17 protein-coding genes are annotated in these 17,752 nt (G+C 60.2%); all 17 read left to right on the top strand.

All coding sequences use genetic code 11. The annotated features are described in order from the left end of the window. The first annotated feature begins 78 nt into the window (after positions 1 to 78). The 17 genes from V5B59_RS05240 to pyk all read left to right on the top strand — a co-directional run bounded on the left by V5B59_RS05240 (position 79) and on the right by pyk (position 17,588). The gene (locus V5B59_RS05240) at positions 79 to 558 is read left to right on the top strand and encodes a prepilin-type N-terminal cleavage/methylation domain-containing protein (RefSeq protein ID WP_034909578.1); all 480 of its coding nucleotides are present in this window, start codon (positions 79 to 81) and stop codon (positions 556 to 558) included. Between the two features lie 22 nt (positions 559 to 580). Next, the gene (locus tag V5B59_RS05235; RefSeq protein WP_332351663.1) at positions 581 to 1,015 is read left to right on the top strand and encodes a type II secretion system protein; all 435 of its coding nucleotides are present in this window, start codon (positions 581 to 583) and stop codon (positions 1,013 to 1,015) included. Further along, positions 990 to 5,057: a DUF6701 domain-containing protein gene (locus tag V5B59_RS05230; RefSeq protein WP_332351662.1), complete on the top strand. Its 4,068-nt coding sequence runs from the start codon at positions 990 to 992 to the stop codon at positions 5,055 to 5,057. Before V5B59_RS05235 ends, V5B59_RS05230 begins: the two co-directional genes overlap by 26 nt. A gap of 29 nt (positions 5,058 to 5,086) precedes the next feature. Continuing rightward, entirely contained in the window at positions 5,087 to 5,509 is a 423-nt protein-coding gene (locus tag V5B59_RS05225; RefSeq protein WP_288130420.1) for a GspH/FimT family pseudopilin, read from the top strand. Positions 5,510 to 5,693: 184 nt separating this feature from the next. After that, positions 5,694 to 5,915, top strand: a complete 222-nt coding sequence (locus tag V5B59_RS05220; protein WP_332351530.1) for a hypothetical protein — start codon at positions 5,694 to 5,696, stop codon at positions 5,913 to 5,915. Then, positions 5,912 to 6,865, top strand: a complete 954-nt coding sequence (locus V5B59_RS05215) for an ISAzo13 family transposase (RefSeq protein WP_332352159.1) — start codon at positions 5,912 to 5,914, stop codon at positions 6,863 to 6,865. The genes V5B59_RS05220 and V5B59_RS05215 overlap by 4 nt, the downstream gene beginning before the upstream one ends. A 287-nt stretch (positions 6,866 to 7,152) precedes the next feature. After that, entirely contained in the window at positions 7,153 to 7,602 is a 450-nt protein-coding gene (locus V5B59_RS05210; protein WP_169069108.1) for a pilus assembly protein MshD, read from the top strand. 2 nt (positions 7,603 to 7,604) lie between these two features. Beyond that, entirely contained in the window at positions 7,605 to 8,510 is a 906-nt protein-coding gene (locus V5B59_RS05205; protein WP_332351661.1) for a prepilin-type N-terminal cleavage/methylation domain-containing protein, read from the top strand. Continuing rightward, positions 8,507 to 8,914: a hypothetical protein gene (locus V5B59_RS05200; protein ID WP_169069106.1), complete on the top strand. Its 408-nt coding sequence runs from the start codon at positions 8,507 to 8,509 to the stop codon at positions 8,912 to 8,914. The genes V5B59_RS05205 and V5B59_RS05200 overlap by 4 nt, the downstream gene beginning before the upstream one ends. Positions 8,915 to 9,005: 91 nt before the next feature. Then, positions 9,006 to 9,968, top strand: coding sequence for a hypothetical protein (locus V5B59_RS05195; RefSeq protein WP_034909605.1), 963 nt, complete (start codon positions 9,006 to 9,008; stop codon positions 9,966 to 9,968). An 86-nt stretch (positions 9,969 to 10,054) separates the two neighbouring features. Further along, positions 10,055 to 10,681 carry a PilN domain-containing protein gene (locus tag V5B59_RS05190; protein WP_248594629.1) on the top strand — a complete coding sequence of 209 codons (627 nt, stop codon included), beginning with the start codon at positions 10,055 to 10,057 and terminating at the stop codon, positions 10,679 to 10,681. After that, entirely contained in the window at positions 10,611 to 11,369 is a 759-nt protein-coding gene (gene gspM / locus V5B59_RS05185; protein WP_308240031.1) for a type II secretion system protein GspM, read from the top strand. Before V5B59_RS05190 ends, gspM begins: the two co-directional genes overlap by 71 nt. Further along, a complete protein-coding gene (locus V5B59_RS05180) occupies positions 11,366 to 11,731 on the top strand; it encodes an MSHA biogenesis protein MshK (RefSeq protein WP_169069104.1) in 366 nt (121 codons plus the stop codon). The genes gspM and V5B59_RS05180 overlap by 4 nt, the downstream gene beginning before the upstream one ends. Then, positions 11,728 to 13,503, top strand: a complete 1,776-nt coding sequence (locus V5B59_RS05175; protein ID WP_308240030.1) for a secretin N-terminal domain-containing protein — start codon at positions 11,728 to 11,730, stop codon at positions 13,501 to 13,503. The genes V5B59_RS05180 and V5B59_RS05175 overlap by 4 nt, the downstream gene beginning before the upstream one ends. Then, positions 13,466 to 14,362, top strand: a complete 897-nt coding sequence (locus V5B59_RS05170) for an ExeA family protein (protein ID WP_332351660.1) — start codon at positions 13,466 to 13,468, stop codon at positions 14,360 to 14,362. Before V5B59_RS05175 ends, V5B59_RS05170 begins: the two co-directional genes overlap by 38 nt. Before the next feature lie 19 nt (positions 14,363 to 14,381). Then, complete coding sequence (locus V5B59_RS05165; protein WP_169069103.1) at positions 14,382 to 15,509, top strand: tetratricopeptide repeat protein; 1,128 nt, start codon at positions 14,382 to 14,384, stop codon at positions 15,507 to 15,509. 663 nt (positions 15,510 to 16,172) lie between these two features. After that, a complete protein-coding gene (gene pyk / locus V5B59_RS05160) occupies positions 16,173 to 17,588 on the top strand; it encodes a pyruvate kinase (protein WP_169069101.1) in 1,416 nt (471 codons plus the stop codon). Positions 17,589 to 17,752: the final 164 nt, after the last annotated feature.

Raw genomic sequence — 17,752 nt, 5'->3', positions numbered from 1 at the left:
AAGAAATCGGCGATTTGTGCCGTCATCAGCCATGAGGCGTATCTTTCTGTCTCTGTGGCTCTTCTGGGAGCGTAGACTATGCGGCGTACAGCACAAGGTTTTACCCTGATCGAACTCATCATCGTGATCACCATCATCGGCATTCTGGCGGCGGTGGCGCTGCCGCGCTTCATCAATGCCCAGCAGGATGCGCGCATTGCCAAGGCACAAGCCTTGTTCGGCAGTGTCCGTTCAGCGGCGGCGCTGGCCAGATCCCGTTGCGAGCTGGATCTGGCCGGGGGAGTGGCGGTCGGCGCCACCTGTACGGCAACGGCAGGAACCGCGAACATGGATGGCACCGCCATCACGATGGTCAATCGTTATCCGGCGGCGACCTTGGCGGGCATCATCGCCGCCACCCAGATCGATACGGTCAATGATGGCGTCACGGTTGCCCTTGGGCCGCCTCTGACGATCACGATCAACGGTGCAACGACCCCGGCGACCTGCCGCATCAGTTATACGGCAGCAACGGCGGCTCTGGCTCCGGTCATTGTTCTGAATACGGCAGGCTGTTGATAATTTACCAAGGAGAAAAACCATGAAACAAATGCAGCGTGGCTTTACATTGATTGAACTGGTGGTGGTGATCGTCATTCTCGGCATCCTGGCGGCGACGGCCTTGCCGAAGTTCGTCGATTTGACCGACGATGCGCAGACGGCCGCGGTCAAGGGAGTCAGCGGTGGGCTGGCCTCTGCAGATTCGATCAATTACGCTGGCTGCTCGGTCATTGGCAACGTCGCGACTGCCGGCAAGTGCGTCAAGATGACCAAATGCTCGGACGTGGGCGGGCTGATGCACCCTCCGATGACCCTGGGCACCGCTTGCAGCACTTCAGCGTACTACCTCACTGCGGATACCGCAGCGAGCACGACCAACGGGACTCCGGTTACCTGCACGCTGAATATGGGCAAAGGATCTCCCTGTGCCTCAGGCTGGACTGCGACGTATGTGGTCGCGGGTGCGGGTAACTAGGCAGGATTCCAGACAGGATACGCAGCGGAGCGATCTGTGTTCGGCAATCTGCGCGTTGCTCGCGCTGCTGATGTGGTTCTGTGCCCGCTCCACCGAAGCCGCGATTGTCTATGTCGGCGCAAGCAGCGGACTGAATCCGGCCATCCCGACCGATGGCACGGCAGGGGCACTGGTCATTCCCAAACCGGCCGGCGTCACTCCCGGGATGGCGCTGATCGCTTCCATTGCGGCGCGGCCGCAGCAGCAAAATCCTCCCGGCGTGTCGCAGGGGGTCGTGTGGACACCGCCGCCCGGCTGGAACCTGATGACCTCGACGAATCAGCCCAGTGGCGGTCTTTCGACCTTGCCGCAGGGCATGACCCTGCTGACCTACTACCGGATTGCTGGTACTTCGGAGCCCAACAGCTACACCTGGACTTTCGTCAATAACTATCTCAATCAGGGCGGCAGCGCGGTCGGCGGCATCCTTGCCTTCTCGGGTGTGGATACCTCATCCAGCCCGATCGACGTCTGGAGTCAGCGCTTGACTGCCAGCGGTCTGACGCATGGCACGACCTCGATTACGACGACAGTCGCCAATACCATGATCGTTTCGTCGATCAGCTACCTTTCGGGGAGCAGCTTTGCCAATCCCACGGGCATTGCCGGCATTACCGAGCGCCTCGATGTCCGGGCGCCGGCGGCGGCGAACGTGATCGGTACGACACTCCAGATGGCGACGGTGCCGTGGGCAGCCACCGGCGCCACGGGGGCCACGCAGGCCGTTGCTGCGGGCAATGCCGATACCGGGGTCGGCCACCTGATGGCCTTGAAACCCTCTCTGCGCGACCTCACCCTGGCCATGAGCCGCAGCGGCCCGCTGGTGCCGAGCGGAACCGCCAGCTACACCATCACCGTGACCAACGTCGGCTCCCTGTCGGAGCCAGGGCCGCTGAGCATCGTCGATACCTTGCCGACGGGCCTGACCTACGCTTCGCTATCGGGTGCCGGATGGTCCTGTTCAGTGGCTGCGCAAGTGCTGACCTGCACGAATACAGGTGCGCTGGCTGCCGGGGCTGCAGCGACGCCTCTGGTGATCCATGTTAATGTGGCAGCCAGTGCCAACGGGGTGCTGGCCAATACGGCAACCGTATCGGGTACGGGTGGCGACTTCAATCTTGCCAACAATACGGCGACCGATACTTACGTCTTACTCCCGAATCCTTACGCCTATTACCAGTTGGACGAAACGGCTGGGGCAAACAGCTTTACCGATGCCAGCGGTAATGGCCGCAATGCCTCGCCACTCGGGACGGCGACGACCACCGGCAACCCGCCCGGCAGCGGCGCGGCCATTCCCGGTAGTCCCGGGACCTGTGGCGCGGCCAGCATCCCGTCGGGTACCACCGCGATTGGCATTAATACAGCCATCGACGTGAACAATATCGGTAACGCCGGTACCATTGCCTTCTGGTATCGCAGCAATACGGCCTGGAACGACAGGAACTCGCGCATACTTTTCGATGCCTCGAACGATCTGGGAAATCCTGTCCTGGACAAGCACTTCTTTCTGATCAAGGATGGTTCCGGCAGCTTGCGCTTTGCCCTCGAAGATACCTCCGATACCGATTCCAGGGCGAGTTCGGTGGCCTACAATTTTGCAGCCAATGTCTGGCATCACATCGCGGTAACCTGGGATCTTCCGGCCAACAGGCTGTACATTTACCTCGATGGGGATACCAGCCCGGTGGCCAGTTCGGTGACGGCAAGCAACGGTGTTCTCGGCAACATGGCAAGCCTGTATTTCGGCGCGCAGCACATGACGAAAATCAATGGCATCCCAGCCGGCTACACGGCCAATACGGCCAACGGTTACATGGACGAGATTCGCCTCTACAACCGCGCACTCACACCCTTGGAAATCGAAGCGCTTGCCGATCTGGTCCATGCCTGCGCGGCGACGGTGGATCACTATGAATTGTCGCTGCCGACCTCCAGCATTGCCTGTTTGCCGACATCGGTGATCGTAACGGCCTGTGCCGACGCCAGCAGCCCCTGCAGCAATCGCCAGGGAGCCGTGAATGGCAAAACGGCGAATCTGGCGACTTCGGCCGGCACGCTTCTCAGTCCGGTGGTTTTTGATTCGACCGGCATTGGTGGTGCAACCTTGAGCTACCCGGCTGCAGTGAACGGAACCGGGGTGACGGTCACCCTCTCCGGCGAGCAGACGCCTGCCACAAATCCCCGCAAATGTTGTCCTGATGGCATCAACTGCGTGGCCGCCAACAGTTGTGCGACGATCTTCAATACGGCCGGGTTCATCTTCTCGACGGCTAGTGATGCGCTGGAAGCGACCGTACCCGATCAGATTGCAGGGGTGAACTCCGCTCCGTACTGGTTACGGGCGGTCAAGACGAATACCTCGACCAAGAGCTGCGAAGCGGCGTTTACCTCACCGCATCCGGTGACATTCACGTACCAGTGCATCAATCCGGCGGCATGCAGCAGCGGTAACCTGTTGTCGGTCGGAGGCTCGGCCATCGGTAGTGGTGGCACGTCGATCAATTTGTCCTTCGATGCCAACGGCAATGCCAGCCTGGGTTCCTTCAATTTCCTCGATGTCGGGAAGATCGGTATTTCGGCCACGGCGACGGCGGCTGGTGCAACTCTATCCGGGACGGTGAAAGGTACGGGCGGATCGGGGTTTGTGGTCAAGCCCTATGCCTTTGTGCTGACCGATATCAGGCAGACTGCCGCTCCAAACACGGCCAATCCGGGCGCTGCCGACGCTTCAGGAGGCGCGTTTGTCAGAGCGGGAGAAAATTTCTCGGTCACGGTGAGCGCGGTCAATGCCGCATGCGCCGCGGGCCTGTCCACCTATACGCGGCTGATCGATATTCCAGCAGCGTGCATCAGCAGGAATTTCGGCAAGGAAAGCACGCCTGAATCGGTCATGCTCAGCCGCGCACTGGCCAGTGGTCTGGTCGATCTGACCAACAACCCGGCGCTCGGCAACCCTGCTGCTTTTGGCAGCTTTAACAATGGCTCGGCCAGCAACACCACCCTGAACTGGGGCGAAGCAGGAATCATCACCCTGACGCCCAGCATTGGCGATGGCAATTATCTCGGTGCTGGCGATACGACCGGCATCGCCAGTGGCAAGGTCGGGCGTTTTTATCCTGACCATTTTGCGATTACCGCCAGCCCGCCAAGCGCTGGCTGCGGCACCTTCACCTATTTCGGGCAGGATGGCTTCACGACCCCCTTCACCCTGACCGCGCAGAATTCTGCCAATACCACCACACAGAATTACACTGGCTCGTTCGCCAAACTGGGACTCTCCACCTGGAGTAATTTTGCCTTCACCACGAGTCCCGCCTTGCCCGCCGGCTCAACGCTCTCAGGCAGTGCTACGGCTCCGAGCGGCACCTGGAACCAGGGCGTCGCCTCGGTCAGTGCCAAACACCAGATCAGCCGCCCCAGCGCACTGACCGGTGAAACCAGCATCACGCTGTTTGCCCAACCCCGCGATAGCGACGGGGTCACCATGGTTACCGCCAGCGCGGTTCAAACGGCGAGTACACCGTTGCGTTACGGCCGCCTGTGGCTGGGCAATGCCTACGGTTCGGAGCGTAATGATCTTTCCTTGCCCTACGAAACGCAGTACTGGAACGGCTCAGCTTTCCTCCGGAATGCGCTCGATGGCTGTACGGCGCTGAGCACGGCCAACGTCGGCATCGGCAACTATCAGGGCTCGGTCAACGGCACCACTCTGCCGGCGGGCTCGATCACGCTGGGCACCTTCAGCGGCGGCGCCGGAACGGTTCGACTCGCGGCACCGAATGCTGCGGGCAGCGTAGACGTGGTGTTGCGTCTCGATCCTGCGCTGGCCATGTGTCCGGCCTGGGCGCCAACGTATCCGGCCGGAACGGCAAGGTCAGCGACCTACCTGCGCGGCAAATGGTGCGGCGCGGCCTTCGATCGCGATGCCGTGGCGCGAGCGACCTTTGGCATTTACAACACCAGCACCAACCGGCAGATCTATCTGCGAGAAGGCTTTTGATCCCGTTTGATGGCCATGAGAAGATGAGAATGCGTGGCTTTACCCTGATCGAGCTGATTACCGTGCTGATCCTCGTCGGAATTCTGGCCGTTGCCGCATTGCCGCGTTTTCTTGACCGGAACGTCTTTGAATCGCGAGGATTTTACGATGAAACGAAATCCCTGCTGCGTTACGCGCAGAAGACGGCCGTGGCGCAGCGGCGCACGGTTTGTGTGGCACTCGGAGCGACCGGTGTGGGCTTGACGATCGCTGCCGCGGCCGACTCGAATGTTTGCGATACCCCACTGGCCTTGCCCAATACGCCGCGTGCTGGCGTAGGCCTGTCTTCGTCGGTTGCGGCCTTGCAGTTTCGCAGCCTGGGCGATACTGATCAGGCGAGCAATGTGACCATCACCGTGGCCGGCACGGCCGGCACACTGACCATCGATCATATGACCGGTCATGTTGACTAAAGCCGCCTGGCAGCGCTCCGGTCAGGGTGCGAATGAAAGTGTTGGTCGAAGTACTTTGGAACGCCTACGAAATAACTTCCCGTTTTGACTGTGCGCTCGGGCATGCCACTTGCTTGCTTGGTTGTTCTGAAAACAGCAAAGGGAATGCAGCGTGGGCTATTACCGGGAAGACGTAGAGCGGCGAATGAAGGAATTCTATCGGCGACTATCGGAAAAGGATCGTCGCCGGTACGCGGCGGTGGAGTCTGACAAGTTAGGGCATGGGGGCCAGCAGTACATCGCGCAGTTGTTTGAGATCGATCGCAAGACGATCCGACAAGGACTGGCCGACCTGGACATAGCGGAAGAGGCGACGGGGGATAAGCTCCGAAAAAAGGCGGTGGGCGGAAGCGTAAGCTCGACCTGACGCCCGAATTATCGACGACGTTTCTGGACGTCGTTCGAGAGCATACGGCGGGCTGTCCGCAGCACGCCATTCGTTGGACCCATCTGCGCCAGCCGGAGATTGCCCGGCGCATTAGCGCGACGGGAACCCCGGTCAGTTGCCGGATTGTTCGCCAGTTGCTGAAGCAGCATGGCTTTGTTCGCCGTCAGGCGCAGAAGAAGACGTCGTTCAAGCAGCACCCTGAGCGCAACCCGCAGTTTGAAAACATCACAGCGCTCAAGGCCGCGTACCTGGCGGCTGGTCAGCCCGTACTCTCCATGGACACCAAGAAGAAAGAGATGCTCGGCAATTTTTACCGGAACGGCACGCTTTACACCCGAGAGACCCTGGCCGTGCTGGATCATGACTTTCCCAGCTATAGCGAAGGCAAAGTCGTACCGCATGGCTTGTACGACATCGGTTTGAACAAAGCCCATGTCAATCTGGGCACGAGTCATGACACCACGCAGTTCGCGTGTGACAGCGTGGAACGTTGGTGGTCTTTGCACGGACGTCACGATCATCCCAATGCCGATAAGATATTGATTCTGTGCGATGGCGGTGGCAGCAACCCCTCACGCTCGCCGTTGTTTCAGCAGGACTTGCAAGCGCTTGCCAATCGGCTCAAGCTGGAAATTCGGATCGCCCACTTCCCGCCGTATTGCTCCAAGCACAATCCGATTGAGCACCGCGTCTTCCCCCATGTCACGCGCGCTTGCGAAGGCGTCGTATTTGAAAGCGTGCCTCTGGTCAAACAACTGATCGAGCGTACCCAGACTCGAACTGGACTTCAGGTCACCGTCGATATTATCGATCGCGTCTACGAAACCGGACGGAAAGCGGCGCTTGATCTCAAGGCATCCCTGCGCATCGTCGCCGATGCACTACTGCCCCCATGGAATTACACCATCCTGCCAAATTCAACAGCATAAAACCGGGAAGTTATTTCGTGGGCGTTCCTTTGTTCTATGGAGAGGCGTTGGCATGGGTGATCACCCCTCCCCCCTCGCGGGGGAGGGGTTGGGGGAGAGGGGGCCATGGTTGCACACGAATTCGTCGAATCCTTGCGAAAGCACATGGCCAGAGCCGTCAGTCTGCTCTGCTGGCCTCTGCGAGGGCAGGGACGCCCCCTCTCCCCCAACCCCTCCCCCGCCAGGGGGGAGGGGAGCACATCGGACCCTCCCAACACTTTCATTCACACCCCTCCAGTCAACGTGGTTTGACGCTGATCGAGCTGATCCTGTTCATCATCATCATCAACGTCGGGATCTTCGGCATTCTCACGGTGATGAATTCGACTACTCGAGCGAGTGCCGATCCCATGCTGCGCAAGCAAGCCGTGGCCATGGCCGAAGCGATTCTCGAAGAAGTGCTATCCAGGAATGCGACGGCGACTCTGCCGGAAACGGATATGAACACCTGCTCGAACCGCGCCCTGTATGTCGGTGTGGCAGATTACAGCTGCTTTGACGGTGTGCCTGCAACAGCCGTCATCAGTGGTGTGCATACGCTCGGTTCGACGTCGATCCCTGCTCTCGCGAGTCTTTCGGCAACCGTGGCCGTGACCGCCGTGAACGTCAGCGGTATTGCCATGCAAAGGGTCGCGGTTACGGTGACGGGCGGTGGGCAGGAAATCACGCTTTTCGGCTATCGCGCCGCAGGTTTCTGAGCATGTATTGCCTGCTCACCAGAAACCGTGGCTTCACGCTGATCGAGGCGATTGTGGTGATCGTCATCACGGGCATTATTGCCGGTATGGTGGCGGTGTTCATCCGGACTCCGGTCGATGGCTACCTGGATGCCGAGCGCCGTGCCGGTCTGACCGATATTGCTGATACGGCGGTACGACGAATGGCCCGTGATCTCCGGCTGGCCTTGCCGAATAGCGTGCGAACCTCAACAGACGGGTCCGGATTGTGCATTGAATTCATTCCGACCAAGATCGGCGCGCGTTATCGCGCCGTGGTCGACGGTACGACCGGGAATGGCGATCCGCTTGATTTCACTACGGTGGACGACCGATTCGAGATGCTCTGGCTGAACAGCACCTTGCCCGCCGACAGCCGGATTGCTGCGGGCGATGTCGTGGTGGTGTTCAACGATGGCAGTTCCAGCGGCAATGCGTATACCGGCATCAACGCCATTCAGGTGGCGGGGGTGGCCGAGCCTGGCGGAACCCCGAACACCACCGCGATCAGCTTTGTCACTGTTGGAGCGGCAGCGCCCTTCGGCCGCAAGCAATTGCCGAGCGAATCGCCGGGAGGCCGATTCCAGGTGATCCCTGCCGGTTCGCACGTAGTCTCTTTCCGATGTGATGGGGGATCACTGACCCGGCATACGCGTGTTCTGAGTGCGGCATGGACACCAGCGGCGAACTGTGCGGCGATGGTGGCTGGGGCTACTGCTGCAGTATTGGCGACCAATCTTGGCACCTGCAGTCTCAGCTATGATCCGCCGGGCGTCAGTACCGGACTGAGCCGCTTCGGTATTGTCTCGATGTCTTTGGGGATCACTGATGTGGCATCAGGTGAAACCATCCATCTGTATCACCAGGCGCATGTGGACAATACGCCATGAACAGACAGCGAACCCGTTCAGCACGGTTCGCGCAGGGCGGTTTCGCCATCGTCTCGGCGATTTTTCTGCTCGTGGTACTGGCGGCGCTGGGTGCTTTCATGCTTACTTTTTCGAACACTCAGCAGTTCACTTCCGCACAGGATGTTCAGGGTTCACGCGCGTACTGGGCGGCCAAAGGTGGAGTGCAATGGGCGGCAGGAGCGATCATCAGCAGCAACGCGTGCCCGTCAGGTCAACCGGCGTTTACCGACGGCTTCACGGTATTGGTGACTTGTACCTCGAATACTTACACGGAAGGCGTAAGCAACCGGACGATATTCTGGGTGACATCCACCGCCTCGGCGGGTGGTGCTGTGGGCAATGCCGCGTATACCGAAAGACAGATTCAGGCCTTCATCGAGTGACTTTTCATTCAATGGGGATTGATCGGGAGTTTGCTTCATCGAAAATTCATTGTCATTGAGCGGCTTAGTCGGTATATTTCAACGAACTCATATGCAGGGCAAGAGGATTCTTCCGTTTCTCTTCACACGACGCAAGCCAGGCTGGCTGGCCATCATTCCGCAAGGCGGCTGGGTGACGCTTGCGCATGTGCTGCGCGACCCGAATGGCCGTCCGGAAGTCAGGCTGCTCGACAGTTTCGCTCTTGACCATGGCGGCGTACGCGAAGCTTTGCAGCATCTGCGTGTGGCGCGGCAACTGAAATCCTATGTTTGTACGACCTTGATGGGTGAAGGCGAATACACCGTCTCGCAGCTCGACGCACCGCCCGTACCCGCAGAGGAACGCAAGGAGGCCTTGCGCTGGGTGCTCAAGGAAATGGTGAGTTATCCGGTCGATACCGCCTGCATCGAGGTGCTCGATATTCCGAGAGCGGGCTTGCCGCAAGGGCGGGCGGCGAGCGTTCTGGCGGTCTCCGCCGCCGAGCAGGCAGTGCGTGCACGTGTCGCGGTGTTTGAGGAAGCCAGGATAGCGCTGGATGCGCTGGATATTCCCGAGTTGGCGCAACGTAATGTGGCGGCCTTGCTGGAAGACGAGAACCGGGGGCTGGCGTTTCTCCGCATCGACGAAACCGGCATGATGCTGACGCTGACTTTTCATGGGGAATTGCTTGCCGTGCGGCGTGGCGAAATGAATTCAGTGCAGTTGAACGGGAGTGATGCAGATCAACGGGCGCGCGTGCAGGAGCGCCTGGTACTTGAATTACAGCGCAGCCTCGACAATTTTGATCGGCAGTACAGTCAGATTCCCATTTCCAAGGTGATTCTGGCGAGTTATCCGCAGGTCGAGAATCTTGTCACCGAACTGGGAGATAACATCTATGCACCGGTCAAGGAGATGGATCTCTCGTCGGTGCTGGATTTCCCGGCAGTGCCGGAACTGAAGAACCTCCAGTACCAGGCAAAGAATTTTCTGGCAATTGGTGCAGCGTTGCGCACCGCAGAGGGATCGACGTGAGTCAGCAAATCAACCTCTACGAAGCGCGCTTGCGACCCCGTCACGAACTGGCCACAGCGCGCAATCTCGGGATTTGCACTCTGGTCTTGCTGATGCTGATGACGACGCTTTCGCTATGGGTACGCGCGGAGGCCAGCCGCAAGTCAGAAACAGCCTCGGCGTTACAAAAGCATCTGGCCGAGGAACAGGAGAAACTGACGGCGCTGACCAGACTGTTTGCGCAGCGACAGGTCTCGCCGGGACTGATTGCCGAACGGGAAAGAACGAAAACCATGCTGGCGGCTTCCGAGGAGGTCATCGAGGTGCTGGATTCAGGCATGCTGGGCAATACCGAGGGATTTTCCGGTTTCATGACCGGATTCGCACGGCAATCGCAGACCGATTTATGGCTCACGGGATTTCGGGTGACGGGAAGCGGGGAAATCGAGATTCAGGGACGCCTGCTTGATCCCGAGAAGTTGCCGGCTTATGTACAGCGTTTGCGTAGCGAGCCAGTATTTCAGGGGCGCCGCTTTGCCGCGCTGGAAATGCGGGGCGTTGATCCCGAGGAGCAGGTGCCGGAGCAAGCGGGTGTGATCGGTGTGGCTGAAAAAAACCCGGCTGCGGAAGTACCATCCCGATCCGTTCCAAAATTGCCGCGTTATGTCGAGTTCATTCTTCGCTCGGAAAACGTTGGGAATGCTGGGAATGTTGAAGCAGGTACGAAACGGTGAATCCATGAAGGAACAATGGTTGAAACTGGCTGCCCGCTATGATGCGCTGCAATTGCGCGAGCGTTGGCTGATTGCAGTAGCCGTGCTTGGTGGAATGGTTCTGATTGCTTACAGCCTGCTCATCGAGCCAGCGCTGCAGCGTTCGCAACTGGCTGATCGCAATATCACCGAACAGCGTGCGCAATTGTCCAGCCTGCAGGCGCAGATGGCGGCATTGCAATCGCCTGCACAGAACCCGGACGAGATCGTCCGTGCCGAAGTCGACGATCTCAAAAGACAATTGGGAAAAATTGCCGGTCGCCTCGAAACCATGGAAAGTTCGCTGGTGCCGGCGCAGCACATGTCCGGATTGCTGGAAGACATGATCGGGCGCAGGACCGGCTTGCATCTGCTCAGCCTGAAAACACTGCCGGTTGCCCCATTGCTGGACAAGAAGGTCGGCGCCGAGGAAAGCGAAGCGGCAAAGTCGGCAGGCAAGCCGATCCATGCGGGTCTCTTCAAGCATGGCGTTGAAATCAGACTGGAGGGCAGTTATCTGGAATTGGCGGCGTATCTTGAGCGGCTGGAGCAGACCAAGCGGAAACTGCTGTGGAGCAAGCTTACTCTTTCTGCCGACCGGCACCCCCGGTTGGTGCTGACGCTGACCGTATTCACATTGAGTCTGGATCGGGCATGGCTCATCGTATGAATCGCCTCATTGTCCTGCTGACCTCGCTGCTGGTGGTGCTTCCTGTGCGGGCGCAGGCGCTGTCGGATCCAACACGTCCTCCGCCGGCCCTGTCTGCAGACACGCCGGATGCAGAGGTAATGAACAGCCAGGTACTGCAGTCGGTGATGATTCCGGAGCAGGGCAAACCGATCGCCTTGATCGGGGGGCAGCAGATCAGGCTGGGCCAGAAGTACGGCGAGCGTCGCCTGATCAAGCTGACCGAGTGGGAAGCCGTTCTCGAGGGGCCTGCAGGGATCGAACGCTTGTTCCTGACACCGGGCATCGAAAAGACCAGAGTCACCACGCCTGCTGCCAAGGCGCAGAGTGGGAACAGACCGTGAAGTCCGGATTGATTCTGCTGGCCATGCCAATCGCCCTGCTTCTTGCCGGTTGCGCCAGCCATCAGAAAGCGCCTGTAACCAGCACCTTCGACCGAATCGGCCAGGAAATGCAGAACGCTGTCGGCGCTCGCTCGAAGGGTGTGGACGATGCGCTGAGTCAGGCCATGCTGCCGCCTTTGCAGCTGGAACTTCCCGATTCGGCGAAAAGCGTTGAGCCGCGTTTTGATCTGGCCCTCAGCAATGCGCCAGCCAGTCAGGTATTCATGGCGCTGGTGAGCAACACGCCTTACAGCATGCTGGTGTCGCCAGAAGTGACCGGCAACGTGACCGTACGTCTGAAAAACGTTACGGTGCGTGAAGCGCTGGAGACGCTGCGGGAGCTGTATGGTTACGAGTTCAAGTTCCAGGGAACACGCATCTATATTCAGCCCAACACCATCCAGACGCGTATCTTCCGGATCAACTATCTGGCCGGGAAACGTCAGGGGCAGTCCGACTTGCGGGTGATTTCGAACTCGGCGGTCGCCAATCAGCCGCCGAATACGGGTACCGCCTATCCGGCCAGCGCCAGTCCTGTCCCCGCCATGCCTGCAGGCACAACCGGGACGGGATCGGGCTCGACGCCCCCGAGCAGCCACATCTCGACGACACAGACCAGCGATTTCTGGCATGATCTGACCCATGCGCTGACCAGCATCGTCGGTTCTCAGGACGGACGTGCGGTGATTGTCAGTCCGGGTTCCGGAGTGGTTCTGGTCAAGGCCTTTCCCGCGGATCTGCGATCGGTCGAGAACTTCTTGCGTATTACCCAGCTGATCGTTGAGCGGCAGGTGATGCTGGAAGCCAAGATCATCGAGGTGGAGTTGAATGAAGAGTTCCAGGCCGGTGTCAACTGGAACCACTTTGGTGGCAGCAGCAACCGTTTTGCCTATGGTGCGGTTCAGCCGGGAACGGTTCTGAACACGACCAACAGAGCCGGATTCGATGCGTCGAATGTGGCGCAGAGCGGAGCGGGTGCGATACTCGGCAATGGGGTGGGTGTGGTGCCCGGGGCCGGCGGGATTGCTGCCGCGACCAGGCTGGGAAATGGCTTTTTCGGACTGGCCTTTCAGAGCGCCAACTTCGCGGCACTACTGAATTTCCTGGAAACCCAGGGCAATGTTCAGGTGTTGTCGAGCCCGCGAATTGCCAGCATCAACAACCAGAAAGCGGTGCTCAAGGTCGGCATCGACGAGTTCTTTGTCACCAACGTGAGTTCTACGGTCACCTCGACCGGAAACAGTAATGTCACCACGCCGAATATTACCCTGCAGCCTTTCTTCTCGGGCATTGCCCTGGATGTGACGCCGCAGATTGATGACGAAAACAATATCGTCCTGCATGTCCACCCGTCGATCAGCCTGGTGAAGGAGAAGCAGAAAGTGATCGACCTCGGCACCTTGGGCGTATTTACGCTGCCGCTGGCCAACAGCGCAGTCAATGAAACCGATAGTGTGGTGCGGGTGCAGGACGGCAATATCGTTGCCATCGGTGGTCTGATGAAGCAGGAGCAGGCCTCGGATGCCAACGGCTTTCCCGGTACGACGGCCTCTTCGACCTGGGGATTGTTGTTTGGAACGCGTGACAGCCATCTCAGGAAGCGCGAACTGGTCATCCTCATCAAGCCAACCATCATCCGCAACGACTCGAGCTGGAAAGATGATCTGATCGAAACTCAGGGTCGAATCCAGCAACTTGATCCGCGCCTTGCCCGGCCGCAAGTGGGTCGGTAATGGTGTCGTCGCTGCGGAGCCGGCTTTGTATCTGAATCATTTCGGCTTCACCGAGCTGCCCTTCGGGATCACTCCGGACACCAGCTTTGCCTATTCCGTCCAGTATCATCAGGAAGGGCTCAATACCCTGCTGCTGGCGCTGAATGCCGGGGAGGGTTTCGTCAAGATCACTGGCGAAGTCGGTACCGGCAAGACCTTGCTCTGTCGTCGGCTGTTGCAGACGCTGGACGATGGCTGGGTGAGTGCCTATCTGCCCAATCCCAATCTGGCGCCAGATACCCTGTTCCTGGCGCTGGCCGAGGAGTTGGGCATCGATGACGCCACTGGCCTGGATCCGTATCATCTGATGCGGCGGATCAACCATCTGCTGCTTGCGCATGCGCAAACGAAAAAACGCGTTGTCGTCTGCATCGACGAAGCACAGGCGATGCCGGTCGAAACGCTGGAAGCCCTGCGCCTGCTGTCCAACCTGGAGACCGAAAAATGCAAGCTGTTGCAGATCGCTCTCTTCGGTCAACCGGAACTCGATGAAAAGCTGCGCCGTCCGGAAGTGCGACAACTGCTCCAGCGCATTGCTTTTCACTACCGTTTGGGTGGTCTGAAGAACAGCGAGATCGGGGACTATGTTGCGCACCGCTTGCGAGTCGCCGGTTACCGGGGCGATGGCCTGTTCACCTCGGCAGCAGTGCGGGCACTGTATCGGGCCAGTGGCGGAACGCCACGCTTGATCAACATCCTGGCGCACAAGTCATTGCTGTCGGTTTTTGGCGAAGGTCGGCAACTGGTCAAGGTGCGTCACATCAGGCTGGCACGCAGGGATACCGAGGGCACTCGCCGCGTCGGGTGGTTTTGGGGATAATCATGTCGATGGGATGTCAATGAGTCTGCTCAACCAGATGCTGCAGGATCTTGATGCGCGCAGGGCGGCCCAGGGTGTTGGTAACCCCTTGCCGAATGCAGTGCGTCCTCTGCCGAAGCCGCAGGCTTCACGTCTGCCGATGGTCCTGGGGATGCTGGTGCTGACATTTCTGGCCGGCGGCTCTGCCTTCCTTTACTGGGAGATACGGCAGGAGACCGCGCACTCTGCCCTGTCCGGTGTGCCACCACTTGCACTCGCTCCGGCCGTGTTGACGGCCGCTTCTCCGCCACCCCTTGCGCAACTCGCGGCCGAGCCTCTGAAAAGCCTGCCAGCCGAAGCAGCGCTTCCCGCAGGATTGGCGGCGATGGATGGTGGCCCACGGATGTCCGCTGACTCCGTGGGATCACTACCGCAGCCGCAAAGTGAAGTGAAGCCTGCCACTGCTTCTTCGGTAGTGGAGAACCGATTCGCCGGTGACCGCAGCAAGCTTGCCGCAATCGAGCAGCCCCTGACTGCACCACCGCCGCAGGGGGAGAACCGATCGGCCAGGATGCCGCTCATCGAGAGGAGCGATGCCCTTGGTTCGTCAGCGGATCGTCCCGAGACCGAGTACCGCAAGGCCATTGCCTCACTCAACCAGGGAGCGGTTGCCGAAGCTCTGGAAGGCTTGCGTAACGCCTTGCGGCAGGACGGTTCTCATGTAGCCTCTCGGCAGGTACTGGTCAGGCTCTTGCTGGAAGCCAGACGGCTGGATGAAGCGGTGCAGGTATTGCAGGAAGGGTTGCTGGGGCAGCCGGAGCAGATCGGCTGGGCGATGACTCTGGCCCGCCTGCAACTCGATCGCGGGGATCTCTCCGGTGCGTGGAAAACGCTGGATCATTCCTTGCCAGCGGCGGGAAACAACGCGGATTATCAAGGATTCACGGCGCACCTCCTGCAACGACTCGGGCGGAACAAGGAAGCGGCCGAACATTATCAGGCAGCAACCCGGGTGGCGCCCGGCGATGGGCGCTGGTGGCTGGGTCTGGGTCTGGCATGGGAGGCCGATGGACGTTCCAGCGAGGCGCGTGATGCCCTGCACATGGCCAAGGCTGCCGGAACCTTGAGCGCAGAACTGACCGCATGGGTGGAGCAAAAATTGCGTTAATGTGAATTTGCGGCAGCGGCTCACGACACTGTGCAAACTCATAGGTCCATTGACTGGCTTATTCTTTGCGCGTATTACTACGCCCGGAGTGTAAATTTGTCGCGTGACTCCGCGCACACGGATTACGAGAGGAGACCCACATTGTCAAAAAAGAAAAAGTCTGCCAAGGCGGACACAAAGAAGTCGCTGACGCCAGCCGTTGATCCATTGCAGTTGTTGCAGGATCGCGTCGCTGCATTGGAGGAGCAGTTCGCACAACTCAGCCTGAAGGAAGGGCCTGTCGGGCCGCGAGGAGAAGCGGGGCCGCGAGGAGAAGCGGGGCCGCGAGGAGAAGCGGGGCCACGAGGAGAAGCGGGGCCGCAGGGCAAGCCGGGGCCAGCCGGACCCAAGGGCGATCCGGGTCCAGCGGGCCCCAAGGGCGATCCAGGACCGCAGGGAGCGCCAGGTGCCAAAGGCGCCCAGGGACCGGCTGGCCCCAAGGGAGCAGCGGGATCTCCGGGTCCTCAAGGTCCAAAAGGCGAAACAGCCTCTCTCCCCTGAATCCCGTTGTAGATCGGCCTGGGTGCTTCTCCGGGCATCGCGGCAATACTTGCGCTGGATCAAGATCTCATGCCTTGGCATGCGGAAGAATCGCGTTTTTTGCAAAGGATTGAGGAGTCCCTGATGCGTCGAACCAAGATTGTGGCTACTGTCGGCCCGGCCACCGCCTCGCCGGAGGCCATGCGGCAACTGCTGGAAGCCGGCGTCGACGTGGTGCGACTCAACGCTGCGCATGCCGACATGCAAACGCACAGCAAGAACGCTCGTCAGGTGCGTGAGCTGGCGCAGATCCTCGGGCGCAGCGTCGGGGTGCTGGTCGACCTGCCTGGCCCGAAAATTCGTAGCGGTGTGGTGCTCGGCGATGCGGTAGAACTCGTGGCCGGTCAGGAATTCATGCTCAGTGGCAGCGACGACGGCAAGGGGGATGCCCGGCATGTCGCCACGACCCTGCCCGACCTGGCGCATTGGGCGCGTCACGGTGATGACATCTACCTCGCCGACGGTGAGATCGTCCTGCGCGTGCTCAAATCGATCGGCAACGACGTGCGCACCGAAGTCGTTCGCGGTGGCATGCTGCGCTCACGCAAGGGCATGCACCTGCCGCGTGCCGAGGGCCACGTCGAGCCGTTTACAGAGCGCGATGCACGCTCACTCGAGATGGCGATTGCCGCCAAGGTCGACTTTGTCGGACTCTCGTTCGTGCGCCGGGCCGAAGACGTCGAACGGGTGCGCAGCATGTTCCCCAAGCGTGGCCTGCGGCCGGCGCTGGTGCCCAAGATCGAAACGGCGATGGCGGTTGACAACCTCGCTGGCATCATCAACGCTGCCGACGCGGTGATGGTCGCGCGTGGCGACCTCGGCATCCAGATGCCGGCGCGGCGAGTGCCCTTGCTCCAGAAGGAAATCATCCGTCTCTGCAACCTGGCGGGCAAACCGGTGATCACCGCCACCCAGATGCTCGAGTCGATGACCCGCTCACCGTTACCGACGCGTGCCGAAGTGAACGACGTGGCCAACGCGGTGCTCGATGGCACCGACGCCTTGATGCTCTCGGAAGAAACCGCCGTCGGCCTGTTTCCGAACGAAGCCGTGCGCATGATGAGTGAAGTGGCCGAGTCGGCCGAGGGCTGGCCGCGCCAGCGCGTCGATCCCGCCGCCAGTGTCGGTGCCGACTCCGACCGCGTCGCTTGGGCGGTGGCGCACGCTGCGGTGCAAGCAGCGGAAGACCTCAGCGTGGCCGCGATCCTCTGCCCAACGCGCAGCGGGGATACCGCCCATCGCGTTGCGGCATTCCGGCCGACGGTCCCGATTGCCGGCATTTCACACAGCACGCCAGTACTTGGTGGCCTCTCGCTGGTGTGGGGTGTGCAGCCGCTGCTGATCGCCGAAAATGCCGACCGTGGCGAGCAACTGCGACTCTCGATTGCCGCTGCGCGCGCTGCTGGCATCGTGCGCGACGGCGATCTCGTGGCACTGGTATTCGGCTCGGCCGGACCGCGTGCCGGCAGCACCGACAGCGTGCGTATCGTTCGGGTGTGAGGAAGCGGGGCGGGTGGCTGGCCGCAGATCGCGCATATCCACAAACCCGAACAGCCTGACCCCACGGCGAAAGGTAAAATGGCATTTTCTGCCAGGTACTAGGTACAATCCGCGCTCGTTTTTACCGGGTTTGATCGACCATGCTGGACAGCCTTGAATGCCTC

It is taken from the genome of Candidatus Accumulibacter contiguus (assembly GCF_036625285.1).
GTDB classification, from domain to species: domain Bacteria; phylum Pseudomonadota; class Gammaproteobacteria; order Burkholderiales; family Rhodocyclaceae; genus Accumulibacter; species Accumulibacter contiguus.
The sequence above is the reverse complement of the archived record's forward strand: the minus strand, read 5'-3'. Positions and strand labels throughout refer to the sequence as shown.

Excerpts from the sequence above, each read along its gene's own strand:
- V5B59_RS05165 (WP_169069103.1), top strand. The coding sequence starts at position 14,382 with ATGAGTCTGCTCAACCAGATGCTGCAGGATCTTGATGCGCGCAGGGCG.
- V5B59_RS05225 (WP_288130420.1), top strand. The coding sequence starts at position 5,087 with ATGCGTGGCTTTACCCTGATCGAGCTGATTACCGTGCTGATCCTCGTC.
- V5B59_RS05205 (WP_332351661.1), top strand. The coding sequence starts at position 7,605 with ATGTATTGCCTGCTCACCAGAAACCGTGGCTTCACGCTGATCGAGGCG.
- V5B59_RS05200 (WP_169069106.1), top strand. The coding sequence starts at position 8,507 with ATGAACAGACAGCGAACCCGTTCAGCACGGTTCGCGCAGGGCGGTTTC.
- V5B59_RS05180 (WP_169069104.1), top strand. The coding sequence starts at position 11,366 with ATGAATCGCCTCATTGTCCTGCTGACCTCGCTGCTGGTGGTGCTTCCT.
- V5B59_RS05235 (WP_332351663.1), top strand. The coding sequence starts at position 581 with ATGAAACAAATGCAGCGTGGCTTTACATTGATTGAACTGGTGGTGGTG.
- V5B59_RS05230 (WP_332351662.1), top strand. The coding sequence starts at position 990 with ATGTGGTCGCGGGTGCGGGTAACTAGGCAGGATTCCAGACAGGATACG.
- gspM (WP_308240031.1), top strand. The coding sequence starts at position 10,611 with ATGTCGAGTTCATTCTTCGCTCGGAAAACGTTGGGAATGCTGGGAATG.
- V5B59_RS05220 (WP_332351530.1), top strand. The coding sequence starts at position 5,694 with ATGAAGGAATTCTATCGGCGACTATCGGAAAAGGATCGTCGCCGGTAC.
- pyk (WP_169069101.1), top strand. The coding sequence starts at position 16,173 with ATGCGTCGAACCAAGATTGTGGCTACTGTCGGCCCGGCCACCGCCTCG.
- V5B59_RS05240 (WP_034909578.1), top strand. The coding sequence starts at position 79 with ATGCGGCGTACAGCACAAGGTTTTACCCTGATCGAACTCATCATCGTG.
- V5B59_RS05195 (WP_034909605.1), top strand. The coding sequence starts at position 9,006 with ATGCAGGGCAAGAGGATTCTTCCGTTTCTCTTCACACGACGCAAGCCA.